At 70.4% G+C, this 23,412-nt stretch carries 21 protein-coding genes; 14 read left to right on the top strand and 7 right to left on the bottom strand.

Annotated features, from left to right (window positions below; all coding sequences use genetic code 11):
• Positions 1–29: 29 nt before the first annotated feature.
• Positions 30–542: a DUF2087 domain-containing protein gene (locus AB0L64_RS31150; protein WP_363715876.1), complete on the top strand. Its 513-nt coding sequence runs from the start codon at positions 30–32 to the stop codon at positions 540–542.
• 108 nt (positions 543–650) lie between these two features.
• Here AB0L64_RS31150 and AB0L64_RS31145 read toward each other — a convergent pair whose 3' ends face one another.
• The gene (locus AB0L64_RS31145; RefSeq protein ID WP_363715874.1) at positions 651–3,347 is read right to left on the bottom strand and encodes a GNAT family N-acetyltransferase; all 2,697 of its coding nucleotides are present in this window, start codon (positions 3,345–3,347) and stop codon (positions 651–653) included.
• A gap of 35 nt (positions 3,348–3,382) precedes the next feature.
• Between AB0L64_RS31145 and AB0L64_RS31140 the strand changes: the two genes are divergently transcribed.
• Genes AB0L64_RS31140 through AB0L64_RS31125 form a run of 4 tightly spaced genes read left to right on the top strand, consistent with a single transcriptional unit; the run spans position 3,383 to position 7,159 of the window.
• A complete protein-coding gene (locus AB0L64_RS31140; RefSeq protein ID WP_363715872.1) occupies positions 3,383–4,435 on the top strand; it encodes an SLC13 family permease in 1,053 nt (350 codons plus the stop codon).
• Positions 4,436–4,445: 10 nt separating this feature from the next.
• Positions 4,446–6,146 carry an AMP-binding protein gene (locus AB0L64_RS31135; protein WP_363715870.1) on the top strand — a complete coding sequence of 567 codons (1,701 nt, stop codon included), beginning with the start codon at positions 4,446–4,448 and terminating at the stop codon, positions 6,144–6,146.
• Positions 6,147–6,914: an ABC transporter permease gene (locus tag AB0L64_RS31130; protein ID WP_363715868.1), complete on the top strand. Its 768-nt coding sequence runs from the start codon at positions 6,147–6,149 to the stop codon at positions 6,912–6,914.
• Positions 6,911–7,159 (top strand): DUF2630 family protein, encoded by a 249-nt coding sequence (locus AB0L64_RS31125; RefSeq protein WP_363715866.1) that lies wholly within the window; start codon positions 6,911–6,913, stop codon positions 7,157–7,159. Before AB0L64_RS31130 ends, AB0L64_RS31125 begins: the two co-directional genes overlap by 4 nt.
• Here AB0L64_RS31125 and AB0L64_RS31120 read toward each other — a convergent pair.
• Genes AB0L64_RS31120 through AB0L64_RS31105 form a run of 4 tightly spaced genes read right to left on the bottom strand, consistent with a single transcriptional unit; the run spans position 7,156 to position 9,892 of the window.
• Positions 7,156–7,578 (bottom strand): TIGR03667 family PPOX class F420-dependent oxidoreductase, encoded by a 423-nt coding sequence (locus tag AB0L64_RS31120; protein WP_363715864.1) that lies wholly within the window; start codon positions 7,576–7,578, stop codon positions 7,156–7,158. The two genes, AB0L64_RS31125 and AB0L64_RS31120, sit on opposite strands and share 4 nt — an antisense overlap.
• Positions 7,579–7,587: 9 nt before the next feature.
• The gene (locus tag AB0L64_RS31115) at positions 7,588–7,992 is read right to left on the bottom strand and encodes a CoA-binding protein (RefSeq protein WP_363715862.1); all 405 of its coding nucleotides are present in this window, start codon (positions 7,990–7,992) and stop codon (positions 7,588–7,590) included.
• A gap of 2 nt (positions 7,993–7,994) precedes the next feature.
• The gene (locus AB0L64_RS31110) at positions 7,995–8,648 is read right to left on the bottom strand and encodes a response regulator transcription factor (RefSeq protein WP_363715860.1); all 654 of its coding nucleotides are present in this window, start codon (positions 8,646–8,648) and stop codon (positions 7,995–7,997) included.
• On the bottom strand, positions 8,630–9,892 hold the full coding sequence (locus tag AB0L64_RS31105; RefSeq protein ID WP_363715858.1) for a sensor domain-containing protein: 1,263 nt from the start codon (positions 9,890–9,892) through the stop codon (positions 8,630–8,632). Before AB0L64_RS31105 ends, AB0L64_RS31110 begins: the two co-directional genes overlap by 19 nt.
• A gap of 108 nt (positions 9,893–10,000) precedes the next feature.
• On the opposite strand from AB0L64_RS31105, the gene AB0L64_RS31100 reads away from it, so the two are divergent.
• The 7 genes from AB0L64_RS31100 to AB0L64_RS31070 all read left to right on the top strand — a co-directional run bounded on the left by AB0L64_RS31100 (position 10,001) and on the right by AB0L64_RS31070 (position 19,153).
• Positions 10,001–10,768, top strand: coding sequence for an ABC transporter ATP-binding protein (locus tag AB0L64_RS31100; RefSeq protein ID WP_363715856.1), 768 nt, complete (start codon positions 10,001–10,003; stop codon positions 10,766–10,768).
• A complete protein-coding gene (locus tag AB0L64_RS31095) occupies positions 10,768–12,702 on the top strand; it encodes an FtsX-like permease family protein (RefSeq protein WP_363715854.1) in 1,935 nt (644 codons plus the stop codon). Before AB0L64_RS31100 ends, AB0L64_RS31095 begins: the two co-directional genes overlap by 1 nt.
• 142 nt (positions 12,703–12,844) lie before the next feature.
• Positions 12,845–15,292: a DNA topoisomerase IV subunit A gene (locus AB0L64_RS31090; protein ID WP_363715852.1), complete on the top strand. Its 2,448-nt coding sequence runs from the start codon at positions 12,845–12,847 to the stop codon at positions 15,290–15,292.
• 4 nt (positions 15,293–15,296) lie between these two features.
• Complete coding sequence (locus AB0L64_RS31085) at positions 15,297–16,001, top strand: LppX_LprAFG lipoprotein (RefSeq protein ID WP_363715850.1); 705 nt, start codon at positions 15,297–15,299, stop codon at positions 15,999–16,001.
• Entirely contained in the window at positions 15,998–17,683 is a 1,686-nt protein-coding gene (locus AB0L64_RS31080) for an MFS transporter (RefSeq protein ID WP_363715848.1), read from the top strand. The genes AB0L64_RS31085 and AB0L64_RS31080 overlap by 4 nt, the downstream gene beginning before the upstream one ends.
• 46 nt (positions 17,684–17,729) lie before the next feature.
• On the top strand, positions 17,730–18,659 hold the full coding sequence (locus AB0L64_RS31075; protein WP_363715846.1) for a sucrase ferredoxin: 930 nt from the start codon (positions 17,730–17,732) through the stop codon (positions 18,657–18,659).
• On the top strand, positions 18,656–19,153 hold the full coding sequence (locus tag AB0L64_RS31070) for a carbonic anhydrase (RefSeq protein WP_363715844.1): 498 nt from the start codon (positions 18,656–18,658) through the stop codon (positions 19,151–19,153). Before AB0L64_RS31075 ends, AB0L64_RS31070 begins: the two co-directional genes overlap by 4 nt.
• On the opposite strand, the gene AB0L64_RS31065 is transcribed toward AB0L64_RS31070, so the two are convergent.
• Positions 19,154–19,903, bottom strand: a complete 750-nt coding sequence (locus tag AB0L64_RS31065) for a carbonic anhydrase (RefSeq protein WP_363715843.1) — start codon at positions 19,901–19,903, stop codon at positions 19,154–19,156.
• 132 nt (positions 19,904–20,035) lie between these two features.
• On the opposite strand from AB0L64_RS31065, the gene AB0L64_RS31060 reads away from it, so the two are divergent.
• Together AB0L64_RS31060 and AB0L64_RS31055 are read left to right on the top strand one after the other, a co-directional pair.
• On the top strand, positions 20,036–21,358 hold the full coding sequence (locus AB0L64_RS31060) for a hypothetical protein (protein WP_363715841.1): 1,323 nt from the start codon (positions 20,036–20,038) through the stop codon (positions 21,356–21,358).
• A gap of 478 nt (positions 21,359–21,836) precedes the next feature.
• Complete coding sequence (locus AB0L64_RS31055) at positions 21,837–22,778, top strand: hypothetical protein (RefSeq protein WP_363715839.1); 942 nt, start codon at positions 21,837–21,839, stop codon at positions 22,776–22,778.
• Here the strand turns inward: AB0L64_RS31055 and AB0L64_RS31050 are convergent.
• Entirely contained in the window at positions 22,775–23,407 is a 633-nt protein-coding gene (locus tag AB0L64_RS31050; RefSeq protein ID WP_363715837.1) for an HAD family hydrolase, read from the bottom strand. The two genes, AB0L64_RS31055 and AB0L64_RS31050, sit on opposite strands and share 4 nt — an antisense overlap.
• Between the last annotated feature and the right edge of the window lie 5 nt (positions 23,408–23,412).

The following is a 23,412-nucleotide window of genomic DNA, read 5'->3' as shown; positions in this document are numbered from 1 at the left end:
CCGGTTGCGGGCCGCACTAGCGTGAAAGCATGAACGCCGATCAGCTCTGTGGTCTGCTGGCCGAACCGTCGAGGTTGCGGACGTACTCCGCGATCGTCCTCGGCGCCTCCACTCCCGAGCAGGTCGCCGGGAGCACGGGGCTCGCAGCGCCGGTCGTTGCGAAGGCGTTGCAGCGGCTGACCAAGGGCGGGCTGATCGCGGCGAGCAGGGACGGCTTCACGGCCGACGAGGGCGCGTTCAAGGACGCCGTGCGGGACAGCCGGCCGGAGTGGGTGCCGCTCGATCCCGACCCGGCGCGGGACAACGTGCTGAAGTCGTTCATCCGCGACGGGCGGTTGACGCACTTCCCGACGTTCCCGGACAAGTACCGGGTCCTGCTCGAGTACATCGTGCAGGACTTCGAGACCGGCCGCGCGTACCCCGAGCCCGAGGTCAACGAGATCCTCAACCGCCGGCACCCGGACCACGCGGCCCTGCGCCGCGGTCTCGTCGACGCCCGGCTTCTCAGCCGGAAGAACAGCATCTACACCCGGTCGGCCTGATCTGGGTGCCAGCTCGACAGGACGTATCCGCCCACGACGCCGGATCGCCCGTGCCGCTGAGCGTGAACTCGGGCGGGCCGGCCGGACACGTCCTGTCGAGCTGCCACATCAGGTGAGGCGGCGGGCGGGCGTGTCTTGCCTGGGCTTTTCGTTCGGGGCGATGCGGACTCTCGTGTCCAGCACGGTGGCGCCCTGGGCGGAGACCAGGACCGAGCGGAGGTCGAGGCGGACCACCTCCTCGAGGTCGAGGGTGAGCCTGGAGACGCGGTGCAGGAGGTTCTCGATGGCGGAGATGTCCACCGGGTCGGAGCCGCGGTAGCCGTACAGCAGGGGGGCCGCCTTGACCTCGCGGACCATCTCGGCCGCGTCCCGCGTGGTCAGCGGCGGCATCCGGTACGAGCGGTCGCCGAGCAGGTCGGTGGCCACGCCGGACAGGCCGAACGTGACGACCGGCCCGAACGACACGTCCTCGATCGTCGAGATCACCACCGGCACGCCGGGCGGCGCCATCTTCTGGACGACGAACTGCGCCCGCCCCGGGTCCGACGCGACCCCGAAGGTGTGGGTCATCTCGGCCCACGCCGCGCGCATGTCGTCCTCGTCGTGGATGTGCCGCCAGATGTCGGCGAGGTCCGGCCGCATCCGCCACTGCTCCGCGGTCGCCTTCAGGATCACCTCGAACCCGAGGTCCGCGGCCCGGTCGACCGCCTCGTCGGCGCTCAGCACCGGGAACGCCGGCAGCACCGAAATGCCGTAGAAGCTCAGCAGCCGCTGCCGATCGGCGTCATCGAGGTCCGCGCCGCCCGGGTGCCGCTGCAGGAACTCCGCGACGAAGTCCTCTCCCCCGGCGGTGTCGATGTCCGGCAGGTCCGGGATCCGGCTGTCCGAGCGCCGCCGCCACTCGGCGTACTGGGTCGCCTTCGCGAGCGCGCCGACGGCGTACTGCGGGTTGAGGAACGACGGGATCGAGCCGCGGGCCGCGCCGCCGTCCTCGTCCGGCACCCGCAGCTGTTCGGGCACGCTGCGGGAGGCGAGGAACGTCGACACCACGGGCTTGTCCGAGCCCGCGGCGGCCGCGGCGAGCACCTGTGCGACCTCGCCGCCGTTCGACTGCACCGGCGGCGTGTAGATCACCACGACCGAGTGCACCTTGTCATCGGCGAAGACCTCCGACAGCGCGAGCCCGAAGTCCGACGCGGTCGCGTCGGGGCTCAGGTTCCGCGGCTCGCCCGCCACGTCCAGGCCGCAGCCGGCCATGGTGTCGAGCGCGAGCAGGGTCAGCGCGTCGGAGTTCGAGACGATCGCGACCCCGCGGCCCTTCGGCAGCGGCTGGTGCGCGAGCAGCTGGGCGACGTCGAACAGCTCGCCGGTGGTGTCCACCCCGATCAGGCCGCTCTGCCGGAACATCGACTCGATCGTGGCCGGCGGCAACTGGCTGCGCCTGACCAGCTGCCCGACCGGCACACCCTGGGTCGCGCGGCCCGACTTCAGCGCGATCACCGGCTTGCGGCCGGCGAGCCGCCGGGACACCCGGCTGAACTTGCGCGGGTTGCCGAGCGACTCCAGGTACAGCAGGACGACCTCGGTGGCCTCGTCGGAGTACCAGAACTGCATCAGGTCGTTGCCCGACACGTCGGCCCGGTTGCCGGCCGAGACGAAGCTCGACAGGCCGAGGCCACGACCGACCATGTCCGCCAGGATCGGTACGCCGAGCGCGCCGGACTGGCAGAAGAACGCCACCCGGCCCTTGCTCGGCATCAGCGGTGACAGCGTCGCGTTCAGCGAGACGCCGCTCGCGGTGTTGATCAGCCCGAGCGCGTTCGGCCCGATCACCCGCATGCCGTACGAGCGGGCGAGGCCGACCAGGTACCGCTGCCGTTTGCGCCCCTCGTCGCCGATCTCGGCGAATCCGCTCGAGACCACGACCAGCCCGCGGACACCCTTGGCGGCACAGTCCAGAACGACGTCCGCGACCATCTCCGCCTTGACCGCGACCACCGCAAGGTCGACGGTGCCGTCGACCTCCCGGATCGTCGGATAAGCCGGCACGCCTTCGATCTCGGCTGCCTTGGTGTCAGTGTTGACGGCGTACAACCGGCCCGGGAACCCGCCGTCGCGCAGGTTGCGCAGCAGCGCGTTGCCGATCGTGCCCTCGCGGCGGCTCGCGCCGATCACCGCGACGCTCTGCGGCGTCAGCAGCCGAGCGATCGACAACGCCTCCGAGCGCTGCTCGCGGGCCTGCATCACCCCGAACGACGTGTCGGTCGGCGCGATGTCGAACTCGACCATGATCACGCCGTCCTCGAACTCGCGCGCGACCTTGTAGCCGGCCTCGGTGAAGACCGTGATCATCTTCCGGTTGTCGGGCAGCACCTCGGCGACGAAGCGGTGGATGCCGTTCTCGCGGGCGGCCTGGGCGAGGTGCTCGAGGAGCAGCTGGCCGAGCCCGCGGCCCTGGTGCGCGTCCTCGATCAGGAACGCGACCTCCGCCGTCCGGCGGCCGGTGCCCTCGTAGCGGCCGACGCCGATCATCTCGTCACCGACGGTCACGATCAGCGCCAGGCGCTGGTGGTAGTCGACCTGCGTGAACCTCGCCACATCCCGCTCGGACAGTTCGGGATACGGGGCGAAGAAGCGGTAGTACTTCGACTGTTCGGACACCCGGGCGTAGAACGCCACCAGCAGGCCCGCATCGGCCGGGGCGATCGGGCGCAGGTGCGCGGTCGCGCCGTCCCGCAGGACGACGTCGGCCTCGTACTCCGCCGGATAGCCGTCCGGCAGCTGCTGGTCATACTGGTCCGGCACCTGGCAAGCGTACTCAAACCCACCCGGTGGAGGTGATGAATTTGGTCGAGCGGATCGCGCCCGTGCTGGTGTTCCTGATCGCGGTGACCGTCATCGCCGAGCTGGCCGACCAGGCCAAGGTCTTCGACGTCGCGGCCCGCGAGGCGGCGCACCTGGCGCGCGGCCGGGTGTGGCGGCTCTGGCTGCTCGTCGTCGCGCTCGCCACCGGCCTCACGATCGTGCTGTCGCTCGACACCTGCGCGGTGCTGCTGACACCGGTCGTGCTCTCGATGGCCCGCCAGCTCGACGTCCCGCCGAAGCTCTTCGCGTTCACGACCGTCTGGCTGGCCGGGACGGCGTCGCTCCTGCTGCCGGTGTCCAACCTCACGAACCTGCTCGCCTTGCATCCGTTCCGCCGCCTCGACGTCAGCTACCTGTCGGTGAGCTGGCGTCCGGCGATCGCGGCGATCGTGATCACCGTCGCGGTGCTCGCGGTGCTGTTCCACCGCGACCTCCCACGCCGGTACCTCGTCCCGCCGACGCCCGCGGTCGACGACAAGGTCCTGTTCTGGGGCTCCGCGGCCGTCTGTGTGCTGCTCGGCCCGGCGTTCGTCTCGGGTATCGAGGTCGCGTGGCCGGCGAGTATCGGGGCGGTCGTCCTCGTCGTGCTCTTTGCGGTTCGGCGGCGCAGCGTGCTCAGGTGGTCGCTGATCCCGTTCAAGCTCGTCGGCACCGTCGTGGTGCTGTTCACCGTCGTCGGCTTCCTGAGTTCGCACGGGCTCGAGGACATCCTGCGCCGCATCGCCGGGACCACCTCCGAGCTGCGGCTGAGCGCGACCGCCGCCCTCGGTGCGAACCTCTTCGACAACCTCCCGGCGTACCTCGCCATGGAGCCGGTCGCCTCGGACAGCCCGCACCGCATGCTCGCACTGCTCATCGGCGTCAACTGCGGCTGCCTGCTGACCCTGTGGGGATCGCTCGCCACGCTCCTGTGGCGGGCACGCTGTGACGCCGCCCGGGTCGACATCTCCTGGTGGTCGTTCCTGTGGCGCGGACTGATCCTCACGCCACTCGTGGTGACCGGCGCCGTTCTCGCGCTGAATGGGTAGTGTGCGACTCATGGCGACGGAGCAGAGCACTTCGGAGGTCACCCGGGAGTTCCGGGCCGCGCGGGACTTCCTGGTGGCGCATCGCGACGACTACGAGACGGCGTACCGGGACTTCCGGTGGCCGGTGTTCGAGCGGTTCAACTGGGCGCGCGACTGGTTCGACGCGCTCGCCGTCGAGCAGCCCGAGGTGGCGGCGCTGACGATCGTCGAGGAGGACGGCGAGGTCAACCGGCGGACGTACGCCGAGATGGCCGAGCGGTCCCGCCAGGTGGCCGGCTGGCTGACCGAGGCCGGCTTGCGGCCGGGCGACCGCGTACTCATCGTGCTGGGCAACCAGGTCGAGCTGTGGGAGACCATGCTCGGCTGCATCCGGGCGGGGGCCGGCATGATCCCCGCGACCACGCTGCTCACCGACGCCGACCTCGCGGACCGGATCACCCGCGGCAACGTCCGCGCCGTCGTCACCAGCGGCGCCGACGCCGACCGGTACGCCGGGATCGCGGACCACTGCATCCGGGTAGCCGTCGGCGAGCCCGCCCAGGGGTGGCTGCACTACGCCGACTCGCTGACCTACGACGGCCCGGTCCCATCGGTCGACACCGCGGCCGACGACTCGCTGCTGCTGTACTTCACGTCCGGGACGACGAGTCAGCCGAAGCTGGTCGAGCACACGCAGGTCAGCTACCCGGTCGGTCATCTCTCGACGATGTACTGGATCGGTCTGCAGCCCGGCGACGTCCACCTGAACGTGTCGTCGCCCGGCTGGGCGAAGCACTCGTGGAGCAACGTGTTCGCCCCATGGAACGCCGGCGCCACCGTCTTCCTCTACAACTACACGCGGTTCGATGCCGAGAAGATGCTGCAGGTGCTGCAGGAGTACGTCGTCACCACGTTCTGCGCACCGCCGACGGTGTGGCGGATGCTGATCCAGGCGGACCTGTCCGCGGTCGAGGTCCAGATCCGCGAGTGCATCTCGGCGGGCGAGCCGCTGAACCCCGAGGTGATCGAGCAGGTGCGGGCCGCCTGGGGAGTCACGATCCGGGACGGGTACGGCCAGACCGAGACGACCGCGCAGATCGGCAACCCGCCCGGCCAGCCGGTGAAGCTCGGCTCGATGGGCCGCCCGCTGCCCGGGTACAGCATCGCGCTGATCGACCCGGCGACCGACGAGATCGGCGACGACGGCGAGATCTGCATCGAGCTGGCGCCCCCGCCGGTCCCGCTGATGCGCGGCTATCGGGACGCCGACGCGATGACCGCTGAGGTGATGCGGAACGGGTACTACCACACCGGCGACGTCGCGAGCCGGGACGAGGACGGCTACATCACCTACGTCGGCCGCTCCGACGACGTGTTCAAGGCCAGCGACTACCGCATCTCGCCGTTCGAGCTGGAGTCGGTGCTGATCGAGCACCCGGCGGTCGCCGAGGCCGCTGTCGTGCCGTCGCCCGACCCGGTGCGCCTCGCCGTACCGAAGGCGTACGTCGTGCTCGCGGCCGGGCACGAGCCGTCCCGGGAGCTGGCCGGGGAGATCCTCGCGTTCTGCCGCGAGCACCTGGCGCCGTACAAGCGGATCCGGCGGCTCGAGTTCGCCGAGCTGCCGAAGACGATCTCAGGCAAGATCCGCCGGGTCGAGTTGCGCGCGGACGAGGCGGCGAAGGTGGAGAGCGGGACCGGCGGCCAGACGTACGACGAGTCCGACTTCCGGTAAGTGTCCTTTCACACCGGACTCGGCTGGGCCGCCGTCGTCGTCCTGCCGCTGCTGATCGCGCTCGGCGTCGGGGCGTCGCGGTACGCCGGGCTCCGGCACGACAAGGGCATCGTCACGGCGGCGTTGCGCGCTGTCGTGCAGCTCGCCGCGGTCGGGGCCGTCGTCGGGGTCGCACTGCAGCACACCCTCGGCGCGATCGCGTTCGTCCTGCTGATGTTCGTGGTCGCGACGGTGACGAGCACCCGGCGGATCCAGCACACCGTGCGCGTCCCCCGCCAGTGGGCGTACTGTGCGGCGTCGATCGGCGGCGGCGCGTTCGTCGTACTGCTGCTCCTGATCCTGCCCGGTGTCGTCCCGCGGAACCCGGCAAGCATCCTGCCGATGGGCGGGATCATCGTCGGCGGGGCGATGACCGCGACCACCCTCGCCGGCCGCCGGGTGCTCAGCGAGTACCGCAACCGCTACGGCGAGTTCGAGGCGGGACTGTCGATCGGGCTGCTGCAGCCCGACGCGTTCAAGCTCGTCGCCGGGCCGGTCGCGGGTGACGCGTTGCTGCCCGCGCTCGACCAGACCCGGACGGTCGGCCTCGTCACGCTGCCCGGCGCGTTCGTCGGCATGGTCCTCGGCGGCGCCTCACCGACGCAGGCGGCCGCGCTCCAGCTGGTCGTTCTGATCGGGCTGGTGGCCGCCGAGGCGCTGGCGATCCTGGTGCTCACCGAGCTGCTGTCACGCTCGGCCCTTCCGGACGGGCGTACGGTTTCCTCATGAACGACGACAAGAGCATCTTCAGCCGGATCGACGAGCTGGTGTCGGAGGAGCACGAGCTGCGCTCCAAGCACGCCGCGGGACAGGTCGACAACTCCGACGAGCAGACCCGGCTCCGGGCGCTCGAGGTCGAGCTGGACCAGTGCTGGGACCTGCTCCGCCAGCGCCGCGCCAAGCGCGAGTTCGGCGAGAACCCCGACGACGCGCAGGCCCGTTCGAGCGACACCGTCGAGGGCTACCTGAACTAGAAACCCCTCAGTTTCCCGGGAGTGATCCGGACCAGCACCGAGTAGTCCTGGTGGAACTGGTCCGGAGTCATTCCGAGGCCGGCGATGTCCGCGGCGTACTTCGTGTTGTACGCCGTCAGCGCCGCGCCGTCGATCGGGTCCGTCTCGATCACCGCCGTCCCGGAGATCACGCCCACGTCTCCCCCGGTGTGCGTCGCGTTGAAGTGCACCGCGACCTGCGGATGGGCGGCGATGTTGCGCAGCTTCGCCGTGCCGGGCTGACTGCTGATCAGCAGCTCGTCGTCGTGCCAGAGGAACCACACCGGTGTCGGCGCCGGCGTCCCCGACGGAGCCACGGTGGTCAGCCAGATCACCCGCTCGTCACCCAACTGCCGCGCGATCCGCCGGCCGAACCCGGTAGAGGTGTCGATCGTGAACATCGGTACCCTTCAGGAGGTCGGTCCGAGACGGCCCCACTCGATCGCCGGGCAGTGATCCATCACCATCATGAGACCCGCGGCCGTCGTCCGTGCGTAGGCGTCCTGATCCACTACATCGAGCTGGAACCACACCGCCCGGGCGTTGATTCCCACCGTCTGGTCCGCGATCGCCCCGGCCAGCTCGGAGCGCACGAACACGTCCACACAGTCCACCGCGAACGGGATCTCCGCGAGGGTCGCGTACCCCTGCTCGCCGTGGACCGTCTCCGCGGCGGGATGCACCGGCACGATCCGCTTCCCGTGCCCCTGCAGGAACCGCGCCACGCCGTACGCCGCCCGGCTGGTGTTGTTCGAGAGCCCGACCACGGCCCAGGTGTCGCACTCGGCCAGGATCCTGCGGATCGCCTCGTCCATCACTAGCCCCTCAGGTAAGTCAGTACCGCGGACACGCGCCGGTCCAGTCCATCATCCAGCTGCAGCTTCGCGAAGATGTTGCCGACGTGTTTGCGGACGGCGGCCTCGCTCACCACGAGCTGCTCGGCGATCGACGCGTTCACCCGCCCCTCGGCCATCAGCGCGAGCACCTCCAGCTCGCGCGGTGTGAGCGCCGACAGCGGCCCGTCGTTGCGCCGCCGGGCCAGCAGCTGCCGGACCACCTCGGGATCGACCACGGTTCCGCCGTCCGCGACCCGGTCCAGCGACTCGAGGAACTCCGCGACATGGCCGACCCGGTCCTTCAGCAGGTACCCGATGCCGCCGGTCGTTGTCTCGAGCAACGACGAGAGGTAGGCGTCGGCGACGTACTGCGAGAGCACCAGGATGCCGATCGCGGGGAGCTCGGCCCGGATCGCCGCGGCCGCGCGCAGCCCTTCGTCGCTGTGCCCGGGCGGCATCCGTACGTCGGTGATCACGACGTCGGGCGGATCCTTGCGGACGACTGCCAGCAGGGTGTCCGCGTCCCCCACGGTGTCCCGTACCTCGTGGCCGGCGCGATCCAGGATGCTGGCCAGGCCCTCGCGAAGGAGCAGCGAGTCTTCGGCCAGCACGATGCTCAGTCGCCGAGTCGGCACGGGCACTCCATTCGCAGTCGGGTCGGCCCACCGGGTGGGCTGTCGACGTCGAGTGTGCCTCCCAGGGCGTCCAAGCGGGTCACGAGCCCGGTCAGACCGGTCCCGGCGCCGAGTCGCGCACCCCCGACGCCGTTGTCCTGGATCGTGATGACGAGCCGGTCGCCGTCCACCCGGCCGGACACTTCGCACGTGGACGCCCGGGCGTGCTTCGCGACGTTCGCCAGTGCTTCGCTGACGACGAAGTACGCCGCGGCCTCGATCGGGCCCGGCAGGCGCGCCGGGATCGACAGCTGCAGCGTGACCGGCAGCGGCATCCGGTCGGCCACCTCCTGGACGGCAGCCTCGAGCCCGTGATCCACCAGCACCCGCGGATGAATGCCCCGGACCGCGGCCCGCAGGTCCGCCAGCGCCGCCTCCGCCTCGGCGTGCGCCTTCATCACCAGTCGCCGCCCCTCGCCGTCCGGCAGGTCCAGCTCGGCCAGGCCCAGCGTCATGGTGAGCCCGACCAGCCGCTGCTGGACGCCGTCGTGCAGGTGCCGCTCGATCCGCACCCGCTCGGTCTCGAACGCGTCGACCAGATCCAGCCGGGAACGGCGCAGCTCGGCGAGATTGCGTTGCAGCTCTTCCTGCCGCGGGCCGAGCATGGCCTTCGCGAGGGACGCCTGGGCGCCCGCGACGACCCCGATCAGGTACGAGCTGACGACGTAGAACACCGGTCCGAACAGCAGCAGGAACAGCAGCCCTTCCCGCGCCGTGTCCATCGTCCACGGCCCCATCCCCATCTGGTCCCCGTCGGCGATGACCGGCGCCGCGAGCGTCGTCACCAGCACGGTCGCGCTGATCCCGGCGAAGAGGGCACTCAGCGGCCAGACGACGGTGCCGAGCACGAAGCCGTACCCCAGCGCCCGCATCGACGCCTGCTCGCGCCTGCGGAACGTCAGCTTCGCGCGGGCCGTCAGCCCGGCCGGCAGCTTCGCGTGCGGGCTCTTGATGCCGTCGATCAGCATCAGCCCGGCGCGCCGCCGCTCCACCGAGCCGATCGCCGCGCCGATCAGCGGGAACGCCGTCAGCATCAGGATCCCGATCAGGATCGGGCTCAGCAGCGCGCTCAGCCCGGCCAGCCCGACCAGGACCACGATCGACACCACACCCATCGGCACGGACGTGAACAGGTACGCATAGCTCCGCCAGGGCCACGAGGAGATCAGGTAGCGCGGCGACGCCAACGCGGCCCACACGGTCATGCCTCAACCCTAGGGCGGCGGCCGTCCGCCGGGCGGTAGCGTGCGCGCTACTCCAGGTCTCCCGCGCAGGCCAGGGCGCGAACCGTCGTACGGCGGTTGGCTGGCACCATGACCGCTACCGCGCCCATGTACACCTCCGCCGCGCCGATCGAGCCGCCTGCTCTGGTGCTGGACGGAATCACCAAGACGTACCGTTCCAAGGCCGGAGCGGTCGACGCGCTGCGCGGGGTGACCTATCACTTCGCGCGGGGCTCGTTCACCGCGGTGATGGGCCCGTCGGGCTCCGGCAAGTCGACGCTGCTGCAGTGCGCGGCGGGGCTCGACCAGCCGACCACGGGGACCGTCGTGCTCAACGGAGTCACCCTGCTCGGGCTGAACGAGGTCGAGCTCACGAAGCTGCGCCGGGCCGAGATGGGGTTCGTGTTCCAGGCGTACAACCTGCTGCCGTCGCTGACCGTGTACGACAACGTGGCGCTGCCGCTGCGGCTCACCGGTCGTCGCCCGGCGCGCAGCGACGTACTGCGTGTGCTGGAGCAGGTCGGTCTGGACGGGAAGGCGAAGCGGCGGCCGGCCGAGTTGTCCGGCGGGCAGCAGCAGCGGGTCGCGATCGCGCGGGCGCTGATCACCCGGCCGTCGGTGTTCTTCGCCGACGAGCCGACCGGCGCGCTCGACAGCGGCACCAGCCGCCAGGTCCTCGGACTGTTGAGAGAGGCAACCGACCGAGCCGGGCAGACCGTCGTGATGGTCACCCACGACCCGGTCGCGGCGGCGTACGCCGAGCGGGTGCTGTTCCTGTCCGACGGACTCCTCGCCGGCCACCTCGACCGTGCCACGCCCGCGCAGATCGCGGCGGCGATGAGCGAGCTGGAGCGGTGATGTTCTCGCTCAGCCGGCAGACCGTCCGCCGGAACTGGTCGCTGTACGCCGGATCGTTCGTCGCGCTGGCGGTCGGGGTGTTCCTGCTCGGGCTGGCCGCGACCGCGACGGCCGCGACGATCGCGTACCACGGACCCGCCTCGGCGAGTATCGCCGTCACCACGCTCGGCGGCGACGGTACGCCGCCCGAGCGGGTCAAGGTGCCGCTGTCCGACGCGGACGTGTCCGGTCTGCAGACCCTGCTCAGCATGGTCGGGACGCTCTGCGGGTTCATCACGATCTTCGTGATCGCCAGCACGTTCGCGTTCGCCGTCGCGTCGCGGCGGCGCGAGCTCGGGCTGCTGCGGCTGATCGGCGCGACGCCGCGGCAGATCCGGCGGATGGTGCTCGGCGAGGCACTCGTCGTCGCGCTCGTCGCTTCGCTCACCGGGGCGTTCTTCGCCCAGCTCGCGACGCCGTTGCTGCTGCGCAAGGCGTCGTACACCGAGCTCGCGCCGGTGAAACTGGAACCGGCGTCGCCCTGGGTTCCGCTCGCCATCGCAGTCGGGGCCGGGTTGCTCGTTGCCATGCTCGGCGCCCGTTCGGCCGCGCGGCGGGCCGCGCGGGTCGCACCGGTCGACGCGCTCCGCGAGGCCGCGCTGGAGCCGCCGCGGATCGGGCCGGTGCGGATCGTGTTCGGGGTGGTGTTCCTGGCCGGCGCGATCGCGATGCTGACGCTGATCCGGCCGTCGAGCGGCGAGGGCGCCGTACCGCTCGCGATGTTCACGCCGATGGTGCTGGTGATCGCGCTGACGCTCCTCGCACCCCTCGTCGTGCCGCCTGTGGCGCGCCTTTGGGCAGTCCCCGTCGTGGCGTGGACCCAGGTGTCCGGCCGGTTGGCGCGCAGCAACGTGCTGGCCGCACCGCGCCGGAGCGCCTCCCTGGCCGCCCCCATCCTGGCGATCTCAGCGATCGCCGGCTCGATGGTGCTCAGCCTGAGCTTCGCCGCGGACAGTGCCGAGGCGACGATCCGTGATGCTGTTCGCGCCCCGATCGTGGTCACCGGAGCGCCACCTGCTGACGGCCCCGGGCTGAAGGCGGTGGATGCCGGGCTGCCTGTTCAGCTGGTGCGAGTTGCGGTGGATTACGCGCAGCTGGAGGACGCGGAAGGGATCGATCCGGCGATCGCCTCGCAGGCGCGGGATCTGCGTGTGCTGTCCGGTGACCTCGGGAAGCTCTCCGGCAACACCGTTGCCGTCAGCAAGGAGATGTCGGGGTTCGAGGGGTATCGGGTCGGGGACGAGGTCTCGGTGGTGTTCCTGGACCGGGCGGCGGTCAAGCTGCGGGTGGTCGCGGTCGTGAAGGACGCGTTCGGCGTGAACCCGTCGTTCCTGATCCCGCTCGACGTCGCGCGTCAGCACTCACCGGCCGCGCAGGTCGAGCGCAGCTTCGTGCTGCCGGCCGACGGCACCGACCCCGCCGAGCTCGTACGGCGCATCCCCGGCGCGCAGCTGGCGACCGGCTGGGAGGCGGACCAGGCGGTCGGCGTACGGAAAGGAAACCAGCTCGGGCTGGTCATGCTCCTCGGCCCGGCCGCGCTCTACAGCGCCATCGCGATCGCCAACACGCTGCTCATGGGGAGCCTGCAGCGCCGGCAGGAATTCGTCACGTCCCGGTTGCTCGGAGCGACGCCGGCGCAGATCCGGCGGATGGTGCTCTGGGAGTCCGCCCTGGTCGGCGCGGTCGCGCTGAGTCTCGGGACCGCGATCACGGTCGCCGTCGGGATCCTGATCCGGCACGCGATGACGGCGGGCGTGGCCGACGTACCCGTCACGGTCCCGTGGGGCGTGCTGCTGGGGATCGGCGCGCTTTGTCTGACCCTGGCGGTAGGGTCCGCTCTGGCCCCGACGACGTACATCCTGCGCCGCTCCCAGCCCGCTGCCGCGGTCGAGTAATTTCTGGACCAGACCGCTCAGCGGGCGGAGATCGGACGCCGGGCGGGTCGTGGCCGGGCAAATCGCCGTTCACCAGGGACAATGGGCACGGCGCCGACCGTCGCGGCGCCGGACCGCTTGATCGAGGAGTTCGTAGACCCGTATGGCACGCCGTACCAGCACCGCCGAACCCGAGGACTTCGAGGAGCACATCCTCGACATCGACGTCTCCGACGAGATGCGCACCAGCTACCTGGAGTACGCCTACTCGGTGATCTACTCCCGGGCGCTGCCGGACGCGCGGGACGGGCTGAAGCCGGTCCAGCGGCGGATCCTGTTCTCGATGGCGGAGAACAACATCCGCCCCGACCGCGGCCACGTGAAGTCGGCCCGCGTCGTCGGCGAGGTGATGGGTAAGTACCACCCGCACGGCGACGGCGCGATCTACGACGCCCTGGTCCGGACCGCGCAACCATGGTCCATGCGCGTTCCCCTCATCGACGGACATGGCAACTTTGGAAGTCTGGACGATGGTCCGGCGGCCATGCGCTACACGGAATGCCGGATGGCGCCGCCCGCGATGGCGATGACGACCGGGCTGGACGAGGACGTCGTCGACTTCAAGCCGAACTACGACGGCCAGGAGACCGAGCCGTACGTACTGCCGGCCGCCTTCCCGAACCTGCTCGTCAACGGCGCCGCCGGGATCGCGGTCGGGATGGCCACCAACATGGCCCCGCACAACCTGGTGGAGGTGATCCAGGCGCTGCGGCACCTGATCAAGACGCCGGAGGCCGACCTCGACGACCTGATGCGGTTCGTCCCCGGGCCGGACCTGCCGACCGGCGGCAAGATCGTCGGCCTGGAAGGCATCAAGGACGCCTACGCGAGCGGCCGCGGCAGCTTCAAGATGCGCGCCACCGCCCGGATCGAGAACGTCACCCCGCGCCGCAAGGGCATCGTGGTCACCGAGCTGCCGTACTCGGTCGGCCCGGAGAAGGTGATCGAGAAGATCAAGACCCTGGTGCAGAGCAAGAAGCTCCAGGGCATCGCCGACATCAAGGACCTCACCGACCGCACCCACGGCACCCAGCTGGTGATCGAGGTCAAGAACGGGTTCGTCCCGGAGGCGCTGCTCGAGCAGCTCTACAAGCTGACCCCGCTCGAGGACGCGTTCCACGTCAACAACGTCTGCCTGGTCGAGGGGCAGCCGCGCACGCTCGGTCTCAAGGAGCTGCTCGAGGTCTACCTCGAGCACCGGTACGACGTGACCCGGCGGCGCAGCGAGTTCCGCCGGAAGAAGGCCCAGGACCGGCTGCACATCGTCGACGGCCTGCTGATCGCGATCCTGGACATCGACGAGGTCATCCAGGTGATCCGCAGCAGCGAGGACTCGGCCGAGGCGCGGTCCCGGCTGATCGAGATCTACGACCTGTCCGAGATCCAGGCGAACTACATCCTGGACATGCCGCTGCGCCGGCTGACGAAGTTCTCCAAGCTCGAGCTGGAGACCGAGAAGGGCGAGCTGGAGCGCGAGATCGAGGCGCTGACCGCGATCATCGAGGACCCGAAGCTGCTCCGCAAGATGGTCTCCGACGAGCTCGCCGAGGTCGCGAAGACGTACGGGACGCCGCGCCGGACCGTGCTGCTGGAGTCCTCCGGTGCGGCCAAGACGGCCGCCGTGCCGCTCGAGGTCAGCGACGACCCCTGCTGGATCCTGATGAGCTCGACCGGGCTGCTCGCGCGCACGAACGGCGTGGAGCCGTTCGGTTCCAGCGAGTCGCGCGCGAAGCACGACGCGATCGTGTCCGCGGTGAAGAGCACCGCCCGCGGTCAGTACGGCCTGGTCACCAGCGCCGGCCGGTTGATCCGGCTCGAGTCGCTCGACCTGCCCGCCGTACCGACGACCGCGAACGCGCCGAACCTGCAGGGCGGTGCGCCGATCGCGGAGTTCGTGTCGCTGGAGCCGGGTGAGCGGGCGCTGGCGCTGACGACGATGGATCCGGACTCGGTCGGTGTCGCGCTCGGGACCGCGGGCGGCGTCGTGAAGCGCGTCGTGCCGGACCACCTGAGCAACCGCGACTCGTGGGAGATCGTCGGGCTGAAGGACGGCGACCAGGTCGTCGGGGCGGTCGAGCTGACCACCGGCGAGGAGGAGCTCTGCTTCATCACGTCGGACGCCCAACTGCTGCACTTCCCGGCGTCCGCCGTGCGGCCGCAGGGTCGGACCGCGGGCGGTATGGCCGGCGTCCGGCTCGCAGCGACGGCGAAGGTGGTCTTCTTCGGCGCCGTCGACACTGCCCGCGAGGCACAGGTGGTGACGATCGCCGGCTCGTCGTCGGCGCTGCCGGGGACCGAGGTCGGCGCGGTGAAGGTGACGCCGTTCAGCGAGTACCCGGGCAAGGGCCGCGGGACCGGCGGAGTGCGCTGCCAGCGGCTACTGAAGGGCGAGGACGGGCTCCTGCTCGGGTACATCGGCACCGCGCCGGTGAAGGCCAGCGCGAGCAGCGGCGCACCGGTGGAGCTGCCGCCTGTCGACATGCGGCGGGACGGCTCCGGCGTGCCCGTGGCGCAGCCCATCGCTGCGTGCGCTTCCGATCTGGCAGGCTGAGTCCGTGAAGAGAGTGCTCGCGCTCGGCGCGATCGTTGTACTCGCGGTGGCGGGCTGCACCGACAAGAAGGAATCGGGCGGCGGGGGCCAGTCCGGTGGTGACGCGGTCGCGCTGCTGACGGACGCCAAGAAGACCATCGACGAGGCCTCCAGCGTGCACATCGTGCTGACCGGGCGCGACCTGCCGGACAACGCGCAGACGCTCGCCAGCGGTGACGGCGTCGCGACGCACGCACCGGCGTTCAAGGGCAAACTGACGGTCCGCTCGTCCGGTTCGCCGATCGACGCCGACGTGGTGGCGGTCGGGAGCAAGGTCTACGCGAAGGTGTCGTTCGCGCCGGCCTTCATCGAGCTCACGCCGTCGCAGCTGGCCGGGCTCGGCGCACCGGACCCGGCGGTCCTGCTCGATCCCGCGAAGGGCCTGACCGCGGTCCTGCCGGGCCTGAAGGACCCGAAGGTGAAGGGCGAGACCCGCGAGGGCTCGAAGGTCCTCACCGAGGTCACCGGCTCCGTCCAGGGCAAGTCCCTGCAGGGCATCTTCCCGAAGGCGCCGGCCGACCAGGACTTCCCGAGCACCTTCAAGATCGACAAGGACACCAAGCAACTGGTCTCGGCCACCATCACCGGCCCGTTCTACTCCGGTGCGACCAGCAGCTACGACGTCACCCTGGACAAGTACGGCGAGAAGGTCGAGATCACCGCGCCGTGAGCACGGCGAGGACCCGTCTCACGCTGGCGTCGGTCGCCGTCGCGTTCGCGGCGGCGGACACGTACGTCGTCGTGCTCGCGCTGCCGGACATGATGGCCGGGGTCGGGTTGTCGGCCGACGAGCTGCAGCGGGCGGCGCCGATCATCTCGGGGTTCCTGCTCGGGTACATCGCCGTTCTGCCGCTGATCGGCCGGATCGCGGACGTCGCCGGGCGCACCCCTGTGCTCGTCGGGTCGCTGTTGCTGTTCGCGGTCGGGTCCTTGATCACGGCCGGCGCCTACGACCTGTCCCTGGTGGTAACCGGTCGGTTTCTCCAGGGCGTCGGCGGTGGCGGGCTGGTTCCGGCCACGTTGGCGCTGGTCGCCGACCTCTGGCCGGCGGAGCGGCGCGGGTTGCCGCTCGGTGTCGTCGGAGCGGTGCAAGAGCTGGGCTCGGTGCTGGGTCCGCTGCTGGGTGCCGTCGTCCTCGCGGTGGCCGACTGGCGCTACATCTTCTGGCTGAATCTGGTGGTCGCCGTCGTCCTCGCGCTCCTGCTCCGCGGCCGCTGGCGCGCGCGAGTCTCGGAGGCGGTCGGCCTGCTCGCCTGTATCGCTCTCGGCCTGACGCTCACCGCGCCTGATCGACTCGCCTCCGGCGTCACGCTCGGACTGCCCTTCGTACCGTTCACCGGCACGTCCCGACTGCTCACGCCGATCGGAGTCGCCACGCTGGTGCTGGCGCTGATCTGGCTCGGCCTCGTGCTGCGGCGGGCTCGCGGCCACTTGGCGGAGGTGCTCTCGCAGGTCGATCTGGTCGGCGCGGTGCTGCTCGCGCTCGCACTGGCCGGTGTCGTGCTGGCGTTCGCGACCGCCGATCCGGAGCGGGAGCTGATGTCTCCCGCGGGGCCGTGGTTGCTCGTCGCGGCCGCGGTGTTCGCGGCCGGTTTCGCCTGGTGGCAACGGCGTACGGCGGCTGCGATCGTGCCGCGTGGGTTGTTGGGCGGTCGTCCCGCATGGGGTGCGCTGGTGGTCAGCTTCCTGATCGGCTGCGCGTTGATCGCGGCGCTGGTCGACGTACCGGTGTTCGCTCGCACGACCCAGGGCGGCGGACAGTTGGCGGCCGCGCTGGTGCTGCTGCGGTTCCTGATCGCGCTGCCGGTCGGCGCGGTCGTCGGCGGATGGCTGACCCGGCGGTACGGGCTCGGGCTGATCACGGGCGCCGGGCTCGGGCTGTCCGGGGCCATGTTCGTGGTGATGGCGTTCTGGAGCCGTACGGCGCTCGATCACTGGCCGGCGACCGTCGTCCTGCTCGTCTGCGGTTTCGGGTTCGGGCTGGCCTTGTCGCCGGTGAACACCGCGATGCTCGGCGCGACGCCCGCCGACAGCCACGGACTGGTCAGCGCGCTCGTGGTGGTCGCACGGATGGTCGGGATGCTCGTCGGCGTCTCGGCCCTTACCGCCATCGGCCTGCGCCGGTACTACGCGATTGCCGAGGGCATCAGATCGCCGAACGAGCTGTGCCCGGACTCCCCCGGCAACTGCCGGCCGTTCGTGGACGCGCTGCGCGACGCCGCCGTTTCACAAGTTCACGCGATCTTCGCCGGCGCCGCGGTCTGCGCGTTCCTCGCCGCCGTCCTCGGGGTCCTGCTGCTCGGCCGGCGCGGCGCCGGGCCTGGCGCCCGGCGTGGTGCAACGCACACATGATGATCATCATGAGGGACGGGCGTCTCAGGTCGCGTACCGTAAAGCCGTGACCGCTGCCCCTGGCCCCGATCTGTGCTCGACGTACTGTCGGGTGCTACGGGAGCCGTTACCCGGCACCGCGGTGGTGGCGACCGGATGGGTCGTCGTCGAGCAGCCCGGCCCGTGGGGCGCGAAAGCGCCGACGCAGAGTCACCTCGATCCCGCTTTCGGTGGATCCTTCGACGACAAGTGCAAGAAGGTCGACGTCCGCTTCGGGCTGATCCGCTCCCCCGGCCGGCACGCGGACTCGGTCGAGCGGTCGCACCAGGTCTTCGTGGCCTCGACGATCCCCGGCAGCACCTGGCTGCTCGGCGGACAGGTCGCGGACCCGTCCGAGCTCGCGGCCCTCGACCTCGGCGCGGTCGCACGTGGTGACCGTGCGGCGGTCGCCGCGTCACTGCCCGCGCTGGTGCCGGTCGACGAACCGATCGTGCTGGTCTGCACCAACGGCAAGCGCGACGAGTGCTGCGCGATTCTCGGCCGGCCGCTCGTGTCCGGGCTGGCCGAGCGGGCACCGGGGCGGGTGTGGGAAGCCAATCACCTCGGCGGGCACCGGTTCGCGCCGACCGCGACGTACCTCCCGGCCGGCACCATGCACGGTCACCTCACGGTCGAGACGGCGGTCGAGGTGCTCGCCGCGGCCGACCGTGGCCGGACGGTGCTGACCGGGTTGCGCGGCCGGTCCACGTGGACCAAGCGCGGCCAGGCCGCCGAGGTCGCAGTGCGTGAACTCACCGGGGAGCTCGCCCTGGACGCGTTGCGAGTCGTCGGTGAACGCGCCGACACAGTCACCGTCCAGCACGTCGACGGCCGGTCCTGGACCGTGCCGGTCACGAGTGCACCAGCTGATCCACCCCGACCTGACTCCTGCGGAAAGGAAGCATTCGCCATGTCTGTCCTGCAAGCCGGTACCCCCGTGTCAGGATCCGTGCGATGAGCGGCGGCTTCGACGACGTGCTCGCCGCCAACGCCGAGTACGCCGCGGACTTCCACTACGGCGGGTTCGACGGGATCGCCCATGCGGGGATCGGCGTGGTCACCTGTATGGACTCGCGGATCCCGCCGCTGGAGATGCTCGGCCTGAAGCCCGGCGACGCGAAGGTCCTGCGGTCCGCCGGCGGCCGGGTCACCGAGGTCACGATGACCGGCCTGGTGCTCGGCGTGCAGCTGCTCGGCGTCCGCCGGATCATGATCATCCCGCACACCCGCTGCGCGATGGCCGCGATGTCCGAGGACGATCTGCGCGCCAAGGTCGAGCTCGCCGCCGGCAAACCGGCAGGCTACCTGCCGATCTCGGTCATCCCCGACCAGCACGAGGCCCTCCGCCGCGACGTCGCCGCGGTCCGCGAACACCCCCTGATCGGCGACGAGATCCTGGTGGGCGGCTTCATGTACGACGTCGACACCGGCCGCCTCAGCCAGATCGACTGATCAACTCAGCACGACTTTGCCGGTGTCGAGCTCGTAGTACGCGCCGGCGAGCTCGACCTTGCCTGCCTTCTCGAGCGGGGCGATCACAGGTGACTGACGGAGCTTGGCCAGAGTCAGGTCGACGTTGGTCCGGATCGCGTTCGTCAGTCGGTCGCCCGGTTTGCCGGTGGCGCCCTGGACCGCCGGTGTGAGGGCCTCGACGACGTAGTCGATCTCGCCGTGGTCGGCTGTGCGGCGGGCTGAGTCGACGGCGTTCATCGCGGCGGTGAGGGCGCCGCACCGTTGGTGGCCGAGGACCATCAGGAGCGGGGTGTGCAGCTCGGCGACGCCGAACTCCACACTGCCGATGACCGAGTGGTCCAGGGCCTGACCGGCGCTCCGTACGACGACCAGATCGCCGAGGCCCTGGTCGAAGACGAGCTCGATCGGCACCCGGGAGTCGACGCAGCCCAGGATCGTCGCGAACGGGTGCTGTCCCTTGCTCACCGCGATCCGGCGGGCGATGCCCTCGTCCAGATCCTGTTCCTGAGCGGCGACGAAGCGCGCGTTGCCGGCCAGCAGTCGCTCCAGCACTGCGTTGCCATCAGCAACCACCGGCGGGGTTGCTGGGCTTGGCGCTCCGCCGGGCGCAGAACCCGAGGCGCCGCAGCCGGCTCCCAGTGCGGCCGGAATCGCCGTGCCGAGCACAGCAGCGAGAACTCGCCGCCGTGACCAGGCGGGCGTCGGGAGGCGGAAGGGGGAAGGCGTCATCGGGGAGCTCCTCACGCACAGACGGCGGGGCGGGACCGTCTCCTCGACCGTAACAGATTGCATACAGTCTGCAGTACCCACGACCGGTGAGGATCTCTCGGATCGCGGGCGAAAATCTGATAGACAGCCCTTATGAGACTCCGCCCCAGCTCATTCCATAGTTCCCTGGTCGCCGGCGCCTTGGCGTTGACCGCAGTCCTGTCCGGCGCGCCGGTTGCCCACGCGGCGTTCCCCGACGCCGCGCCCGCGTACCGCGGCGGCCCGGTGACCGGATGCCTGGATCAGTCGATCGTCGGTACCGTCGAGGAGCAGCGGCTCAGCCGGGGCGTCAACGGCGGTCCGTCAGTACCCGTCGAGATCCTCCGCCGCTCGGGCTTCGATCGCCAGATCGACCTGTTCACACAACTCCTGTGCCGGGTCCCCAACCACCAGGCCGCCACGGTTCTCGTGCGCACCCACGGCGAGGCCCTCTGGCGTGCGGCGACCCGCCGCGCGCAGCAGGCACCGCAGGGCTCCGACGCGCTACCGTCCACCGACGACCGCGGGCTGTACTGGGCGCGCATCTCGATGGCCCTCGCCCTCCGCCAGTGGCAACCCTCCTTCGGTCTCGGCACGGCAGAACGCGACAGCCTGATCCGCTCGTTCGAGTACGCCTCCCGCGGCATCACGAGCACCCGCTTCACCCCGGGCGTCCGGAAGATCCTGGTCACCGGATTCGACCCGTTCACGCTCGACGCGGACATCCGGATCGGCAACCCGTCCGGCGCCAACGCGCTCACCCTCGACGGCCGGCGCTGGACCGTGAATGGTACGACGTACGAGATCCAGACCGTGGTCTTCCCGGTCCGGTACACCGACTTCGACGAGAACATGGTCGAGAACGCGCTCGCGCCGCACTACCGCCCAGGTCCGCAGCACGCGGATCTCGTGATGACCGCGAGCCAGGGCCGGGTGGGCATCTTCGACCTCGAGGTCTTCAACGGGCGCCGCCGGTCCGTCAGCTCGATCGGCGACAACAACAACCTCTGGGGCGGCGGCACGATCAGCGCTCCGGTCGTCTCCCCCAGCATGCCGGCGGGACCGGAGTGGATCACCTCCAGCCTTCCGCTCGCACGGATGGCGCAGACCGACGTCACTCCGTTCCGAACGCGCGTCAACACGTCCGTCCTCGAGATCCCCGCCGGCCAGACCACGCCGGTGCGGCGGCCGGACGGCCCGACCGCCGGCTCGATCGCGTCGGAAGGGGCCGGCGGCGGCTACCTCTCCAATGAAGTTGCCTACCGCAACACTCTGCAGCGCGACCTGCTCGACCCGTCGATGCCGGCCGGCCACCTGCACGTCCCGGTGCTGTCCTTCGATCTCGCCAACAAGACCGCGATCACCGACCCGACGTACGAAGCCAACCGGGACGCAATCGTCGCCGGTGCACACGCGATCCTCCACAGCGCCTTGTGATGCTCAGAATAGTGGTCATGTGATCACTCTTCTGATCACAGCCTGAGCAGGTCGGACGTGTCGACGGGCAGGCCTGTCTCGAGGGAGCGGTTCGCAGCCAGGCCGGCTGGTAAATGTCGACTCTTCTACATTCAGTGCGAGCCGGCGCCCGGATCCGTTGAGCATCAGCCCACGCAGGAAGTGACTACCAAAGTGATCACCACCACGCCCAGGTGATCAGAATTGTGTTCATGAAGTACCGGCTGAACGGCGCCTCTGCCACGCGTTCAGGCCCCGACAGCCACGCCGAGCCCACCTACTCGATTCAGGCTCTACGGCGATCACCGTCGACGGCCGTGAGTTGGCACCTGGCCAGGTCGTCCCGCCGCGTGTCACTGAGTGACACGCGAGCCTGGTCAGCAGGCCCGCGACTCCCGGACATTTGGGGGACGCCCGCCGTCCGACGGGCACGCCTGGCTCGAGGACGCCTGGGGGAAGCTTGGCCACACGAACGTCCACCGACCTGCAACTGGGTCGGCAGGTCCGCGCTACACATGCCCTCGGGGCTCTCCAGCTGCTCCTCGCCGTCGCCGCGTCCGTGGTCGGCACCCTGCTCAGCAGCTTCTTCGACATCGGGCGTCCGGGCACGCTGATCGGCGCCGGGATCGCGCCGTTGGTGACTGCGGTCTTCACGACCCGGGGCAGTGGAGTCGCTCGGAGCATCGGCATCGGCGTACTCACGACGCTTGCACTGCTCATCACCGTCAGCGGCTTCACGATCTCCGACCTGCTGCGGGACGGCAAGTCTCCGGTCGCGAGCCGCGAGGGCACGTTCTGGAAACCTCCGCTACCGGGGCCGTCCTCGAACACGTCTGGGTTGTCGGTGCCTGAGGAGGTCACGTGCCCGGCAACCGAGGTGCACCACACCGCCGACTGCCGTTTCGGCGTGAAGCCCGCCGGCAGTTCGACCGTCAGCGTGAACGGCGCGGCGCTCGACGGGCGCGACCAGGACGACTTCCGCATCACGAAGCAGTGCAAAGGCACTCTCAAGCCCGGGACCGCCTGTTCCATCCGGCTGAAGTTCACCCCGTCCGCGGCGGGTGACCGGGAAGCCGAAGTCACCGTGCGGTTCGGGAGCGGCAGCACAGTGGTTCAGCTTGTGGGCAAGGGTGTCGACGGCGCGAACGGCTGCCGCGACGGGTTCGAACCGCGGCGCGCGACCGAGTCCGACACCGTCTGCGTGACGCCTGACGAGAAGGCAGCGGTACTCCAGCAGAACCAAGCGCACCAGGACGAGCATCGCGATCGCGGCGACGGCTACTGCGTCGACGGCTTCGTCTGGCGCGAAGCGACGTCGGCAGACCACATCTGCGTCACGCCGGCCGAGCGAACCGAGGCCGCACAGCAGAACGCGCAGAATTCCGAACGCTCGGCAGGTTAGGCGTTCTCGGCGAGGATCACCGCGAACGCCTCCACGACGGAGTCGACGTGGTGATCCGCGACCGGCGGATCGGCGGCGTGCTGGTTCCCGACGCGGATGGTTCGCAGGCCGGCCGCGATGCCACCCGCGACGTCGTACGCCGGGTGGTCGCCCACCATCCATCCGCCGTCGAGCTCGGCGCCCGCGCCGGCCGCCGCTCGCTCGAAGATCTCCCGCTGCGGTTTGCGCACGCCGACCGCGGACGAGATGCAGCAGTAGTCGACGGCCTGAGCGATCCCGGTGTGCTGCAATTTGCCTGTCTGCTGCAGCACGGTCCCGTTCGTCACCACGGCGACGCGCCACCCGGCCGCCCGCAGCCGCGCCAGTCCGTCCAGCACCGCGGGCTCCACCCAGGTGAACAACGGGTGCTCCCGGTCGTACTCCTCCACCGAGATCTCCACGCCGAACCGCTCCGCGAACCCGGCGAACAACTCCGGCCGCGGGCGGAACCCGCCGTTGTCATGAGCAACCAGCCACTCGACCGCGTCGCTCGCCAACCCGGCGCGCGCCACGAACCACCGGGCCCACGCCAGGAAGGCGCCGTCCCGATCGATCAGCGTGTTGTCGAGATCGAAGCAGACCAGGGCCACAGGCG

The sequence above is a fragment of the Kribbella sp. NPDC051936 genome (assembly GCF_040680955.1).
GTDB lineage: Bacteria > Actinomycetota > Actinomycetes > Propionibacteriales > Kribbellaceae > Kribbella.
This window is presented reverse-complemented; position numbering and strand designations above follow the sequence as displayed.

What these genes read in the sequence shown, in the direction of transcription:
- AB0L64_RS31150 (WP_363715876.1), top strand. Translation starts at nt 30, where the DNA reads ATGAACGCCGATCAGCTCTGTGGTCTGCTGGCCGAACCGTCGAGGTTG.
- AB0L64_RS31060 (WP_363715841.1), top strand. Translation starts at nt 20,036, where the DNA reads ATGAGACTCCGCCCCAGCTCATTCCATAGTTCCCTGGTCGCCGGCGCC.
- AB0L64_RS31065 (WP_363715843.1), bottom strand. Translation starts at nt 19,903, where the DNA reads ATGACGCCTTCCCCCTTCCGCCTCCCGACGCCCGCCTGGTCACGGCGG.
- AB0L64_RS31115 (WP_363715862.1), bottom strand. Translation starts at nt 7,992, where the DNA reads ATGGACGAGGCGATCCGCAGGATCCTGGCCGAGTGCGACACCTGGGCC.
- AB0L64_RS31120 (WP_363715864.1), bottom strand. Translation starts at nt 7,578, where the DNA reads ATGTTCACGATCGACACCTCTACCGGGTTCGGCCGGCGGATCGCGCGG.
- AB0L64_RS31135 (WP_363715870.1), top strand. Translation starts at nt 4,446, where the DNA reads ATGGCGACGGAGCAGAGCACTTCGGAGGTCACCCGGGAGTTCCGGGCC.
- AB0L64_RS31070 (WP_363715844.1), top strand. Translation starts at nt 18,656, where the DNA reads ATGAGCGGCGGCTTCGACGACGTGCTCGCCGCCAACGCCGAGTACGCC.
- AB0L64_RS31140 (WP_363715872.1), top strand. Translation starts at nt 3,383, where the DNA reads ATGAATTTGGTCGAGCGGATCGCGCCCGTGCTGGTGTTCCTGATCGCG.
- AB0L64_RS31105 (WP_363715858.1), bottom strand. Translation starts at nt 9,892, where the DNA reads ATGACCGTGTGGGCCGCGTTGGCGTCGCCGCGCTACCTGATCTCCTCG.
- AB0L64_RS31090 (WP_363715852.1), top strand. Translation starts at nt 12,845, where the DNA reads ATGGCACGCCGTACCAGCACCGCCGAACCCGAGGACTTCGAGGAGCAC.
- AB0L64_RS31125 (WP_363715866.1), top strand. Translation starts at nt 6,911, where the DNA reads ATGAACGACGACAAGAGCATCTTCAGCCGGATCGACGAGCTGGTGTCG.
- AB0L64_RS31100 (WP_363715856.1), top strand. Translation starts at nt 10,001, where the DNA reads ATGACCGCTACCGCGCCCATGTACACCTCCGCCGCGCCGATCGAGCCG.
- AB0L64_RS31095 (WP_363715854.1), top strand. Translation starts at nt 10,768, where the DNA reads ATGTTCTCGCTCAGCCGGCAGACCGTCCGCCGGAACTGGTCGCTGTAC.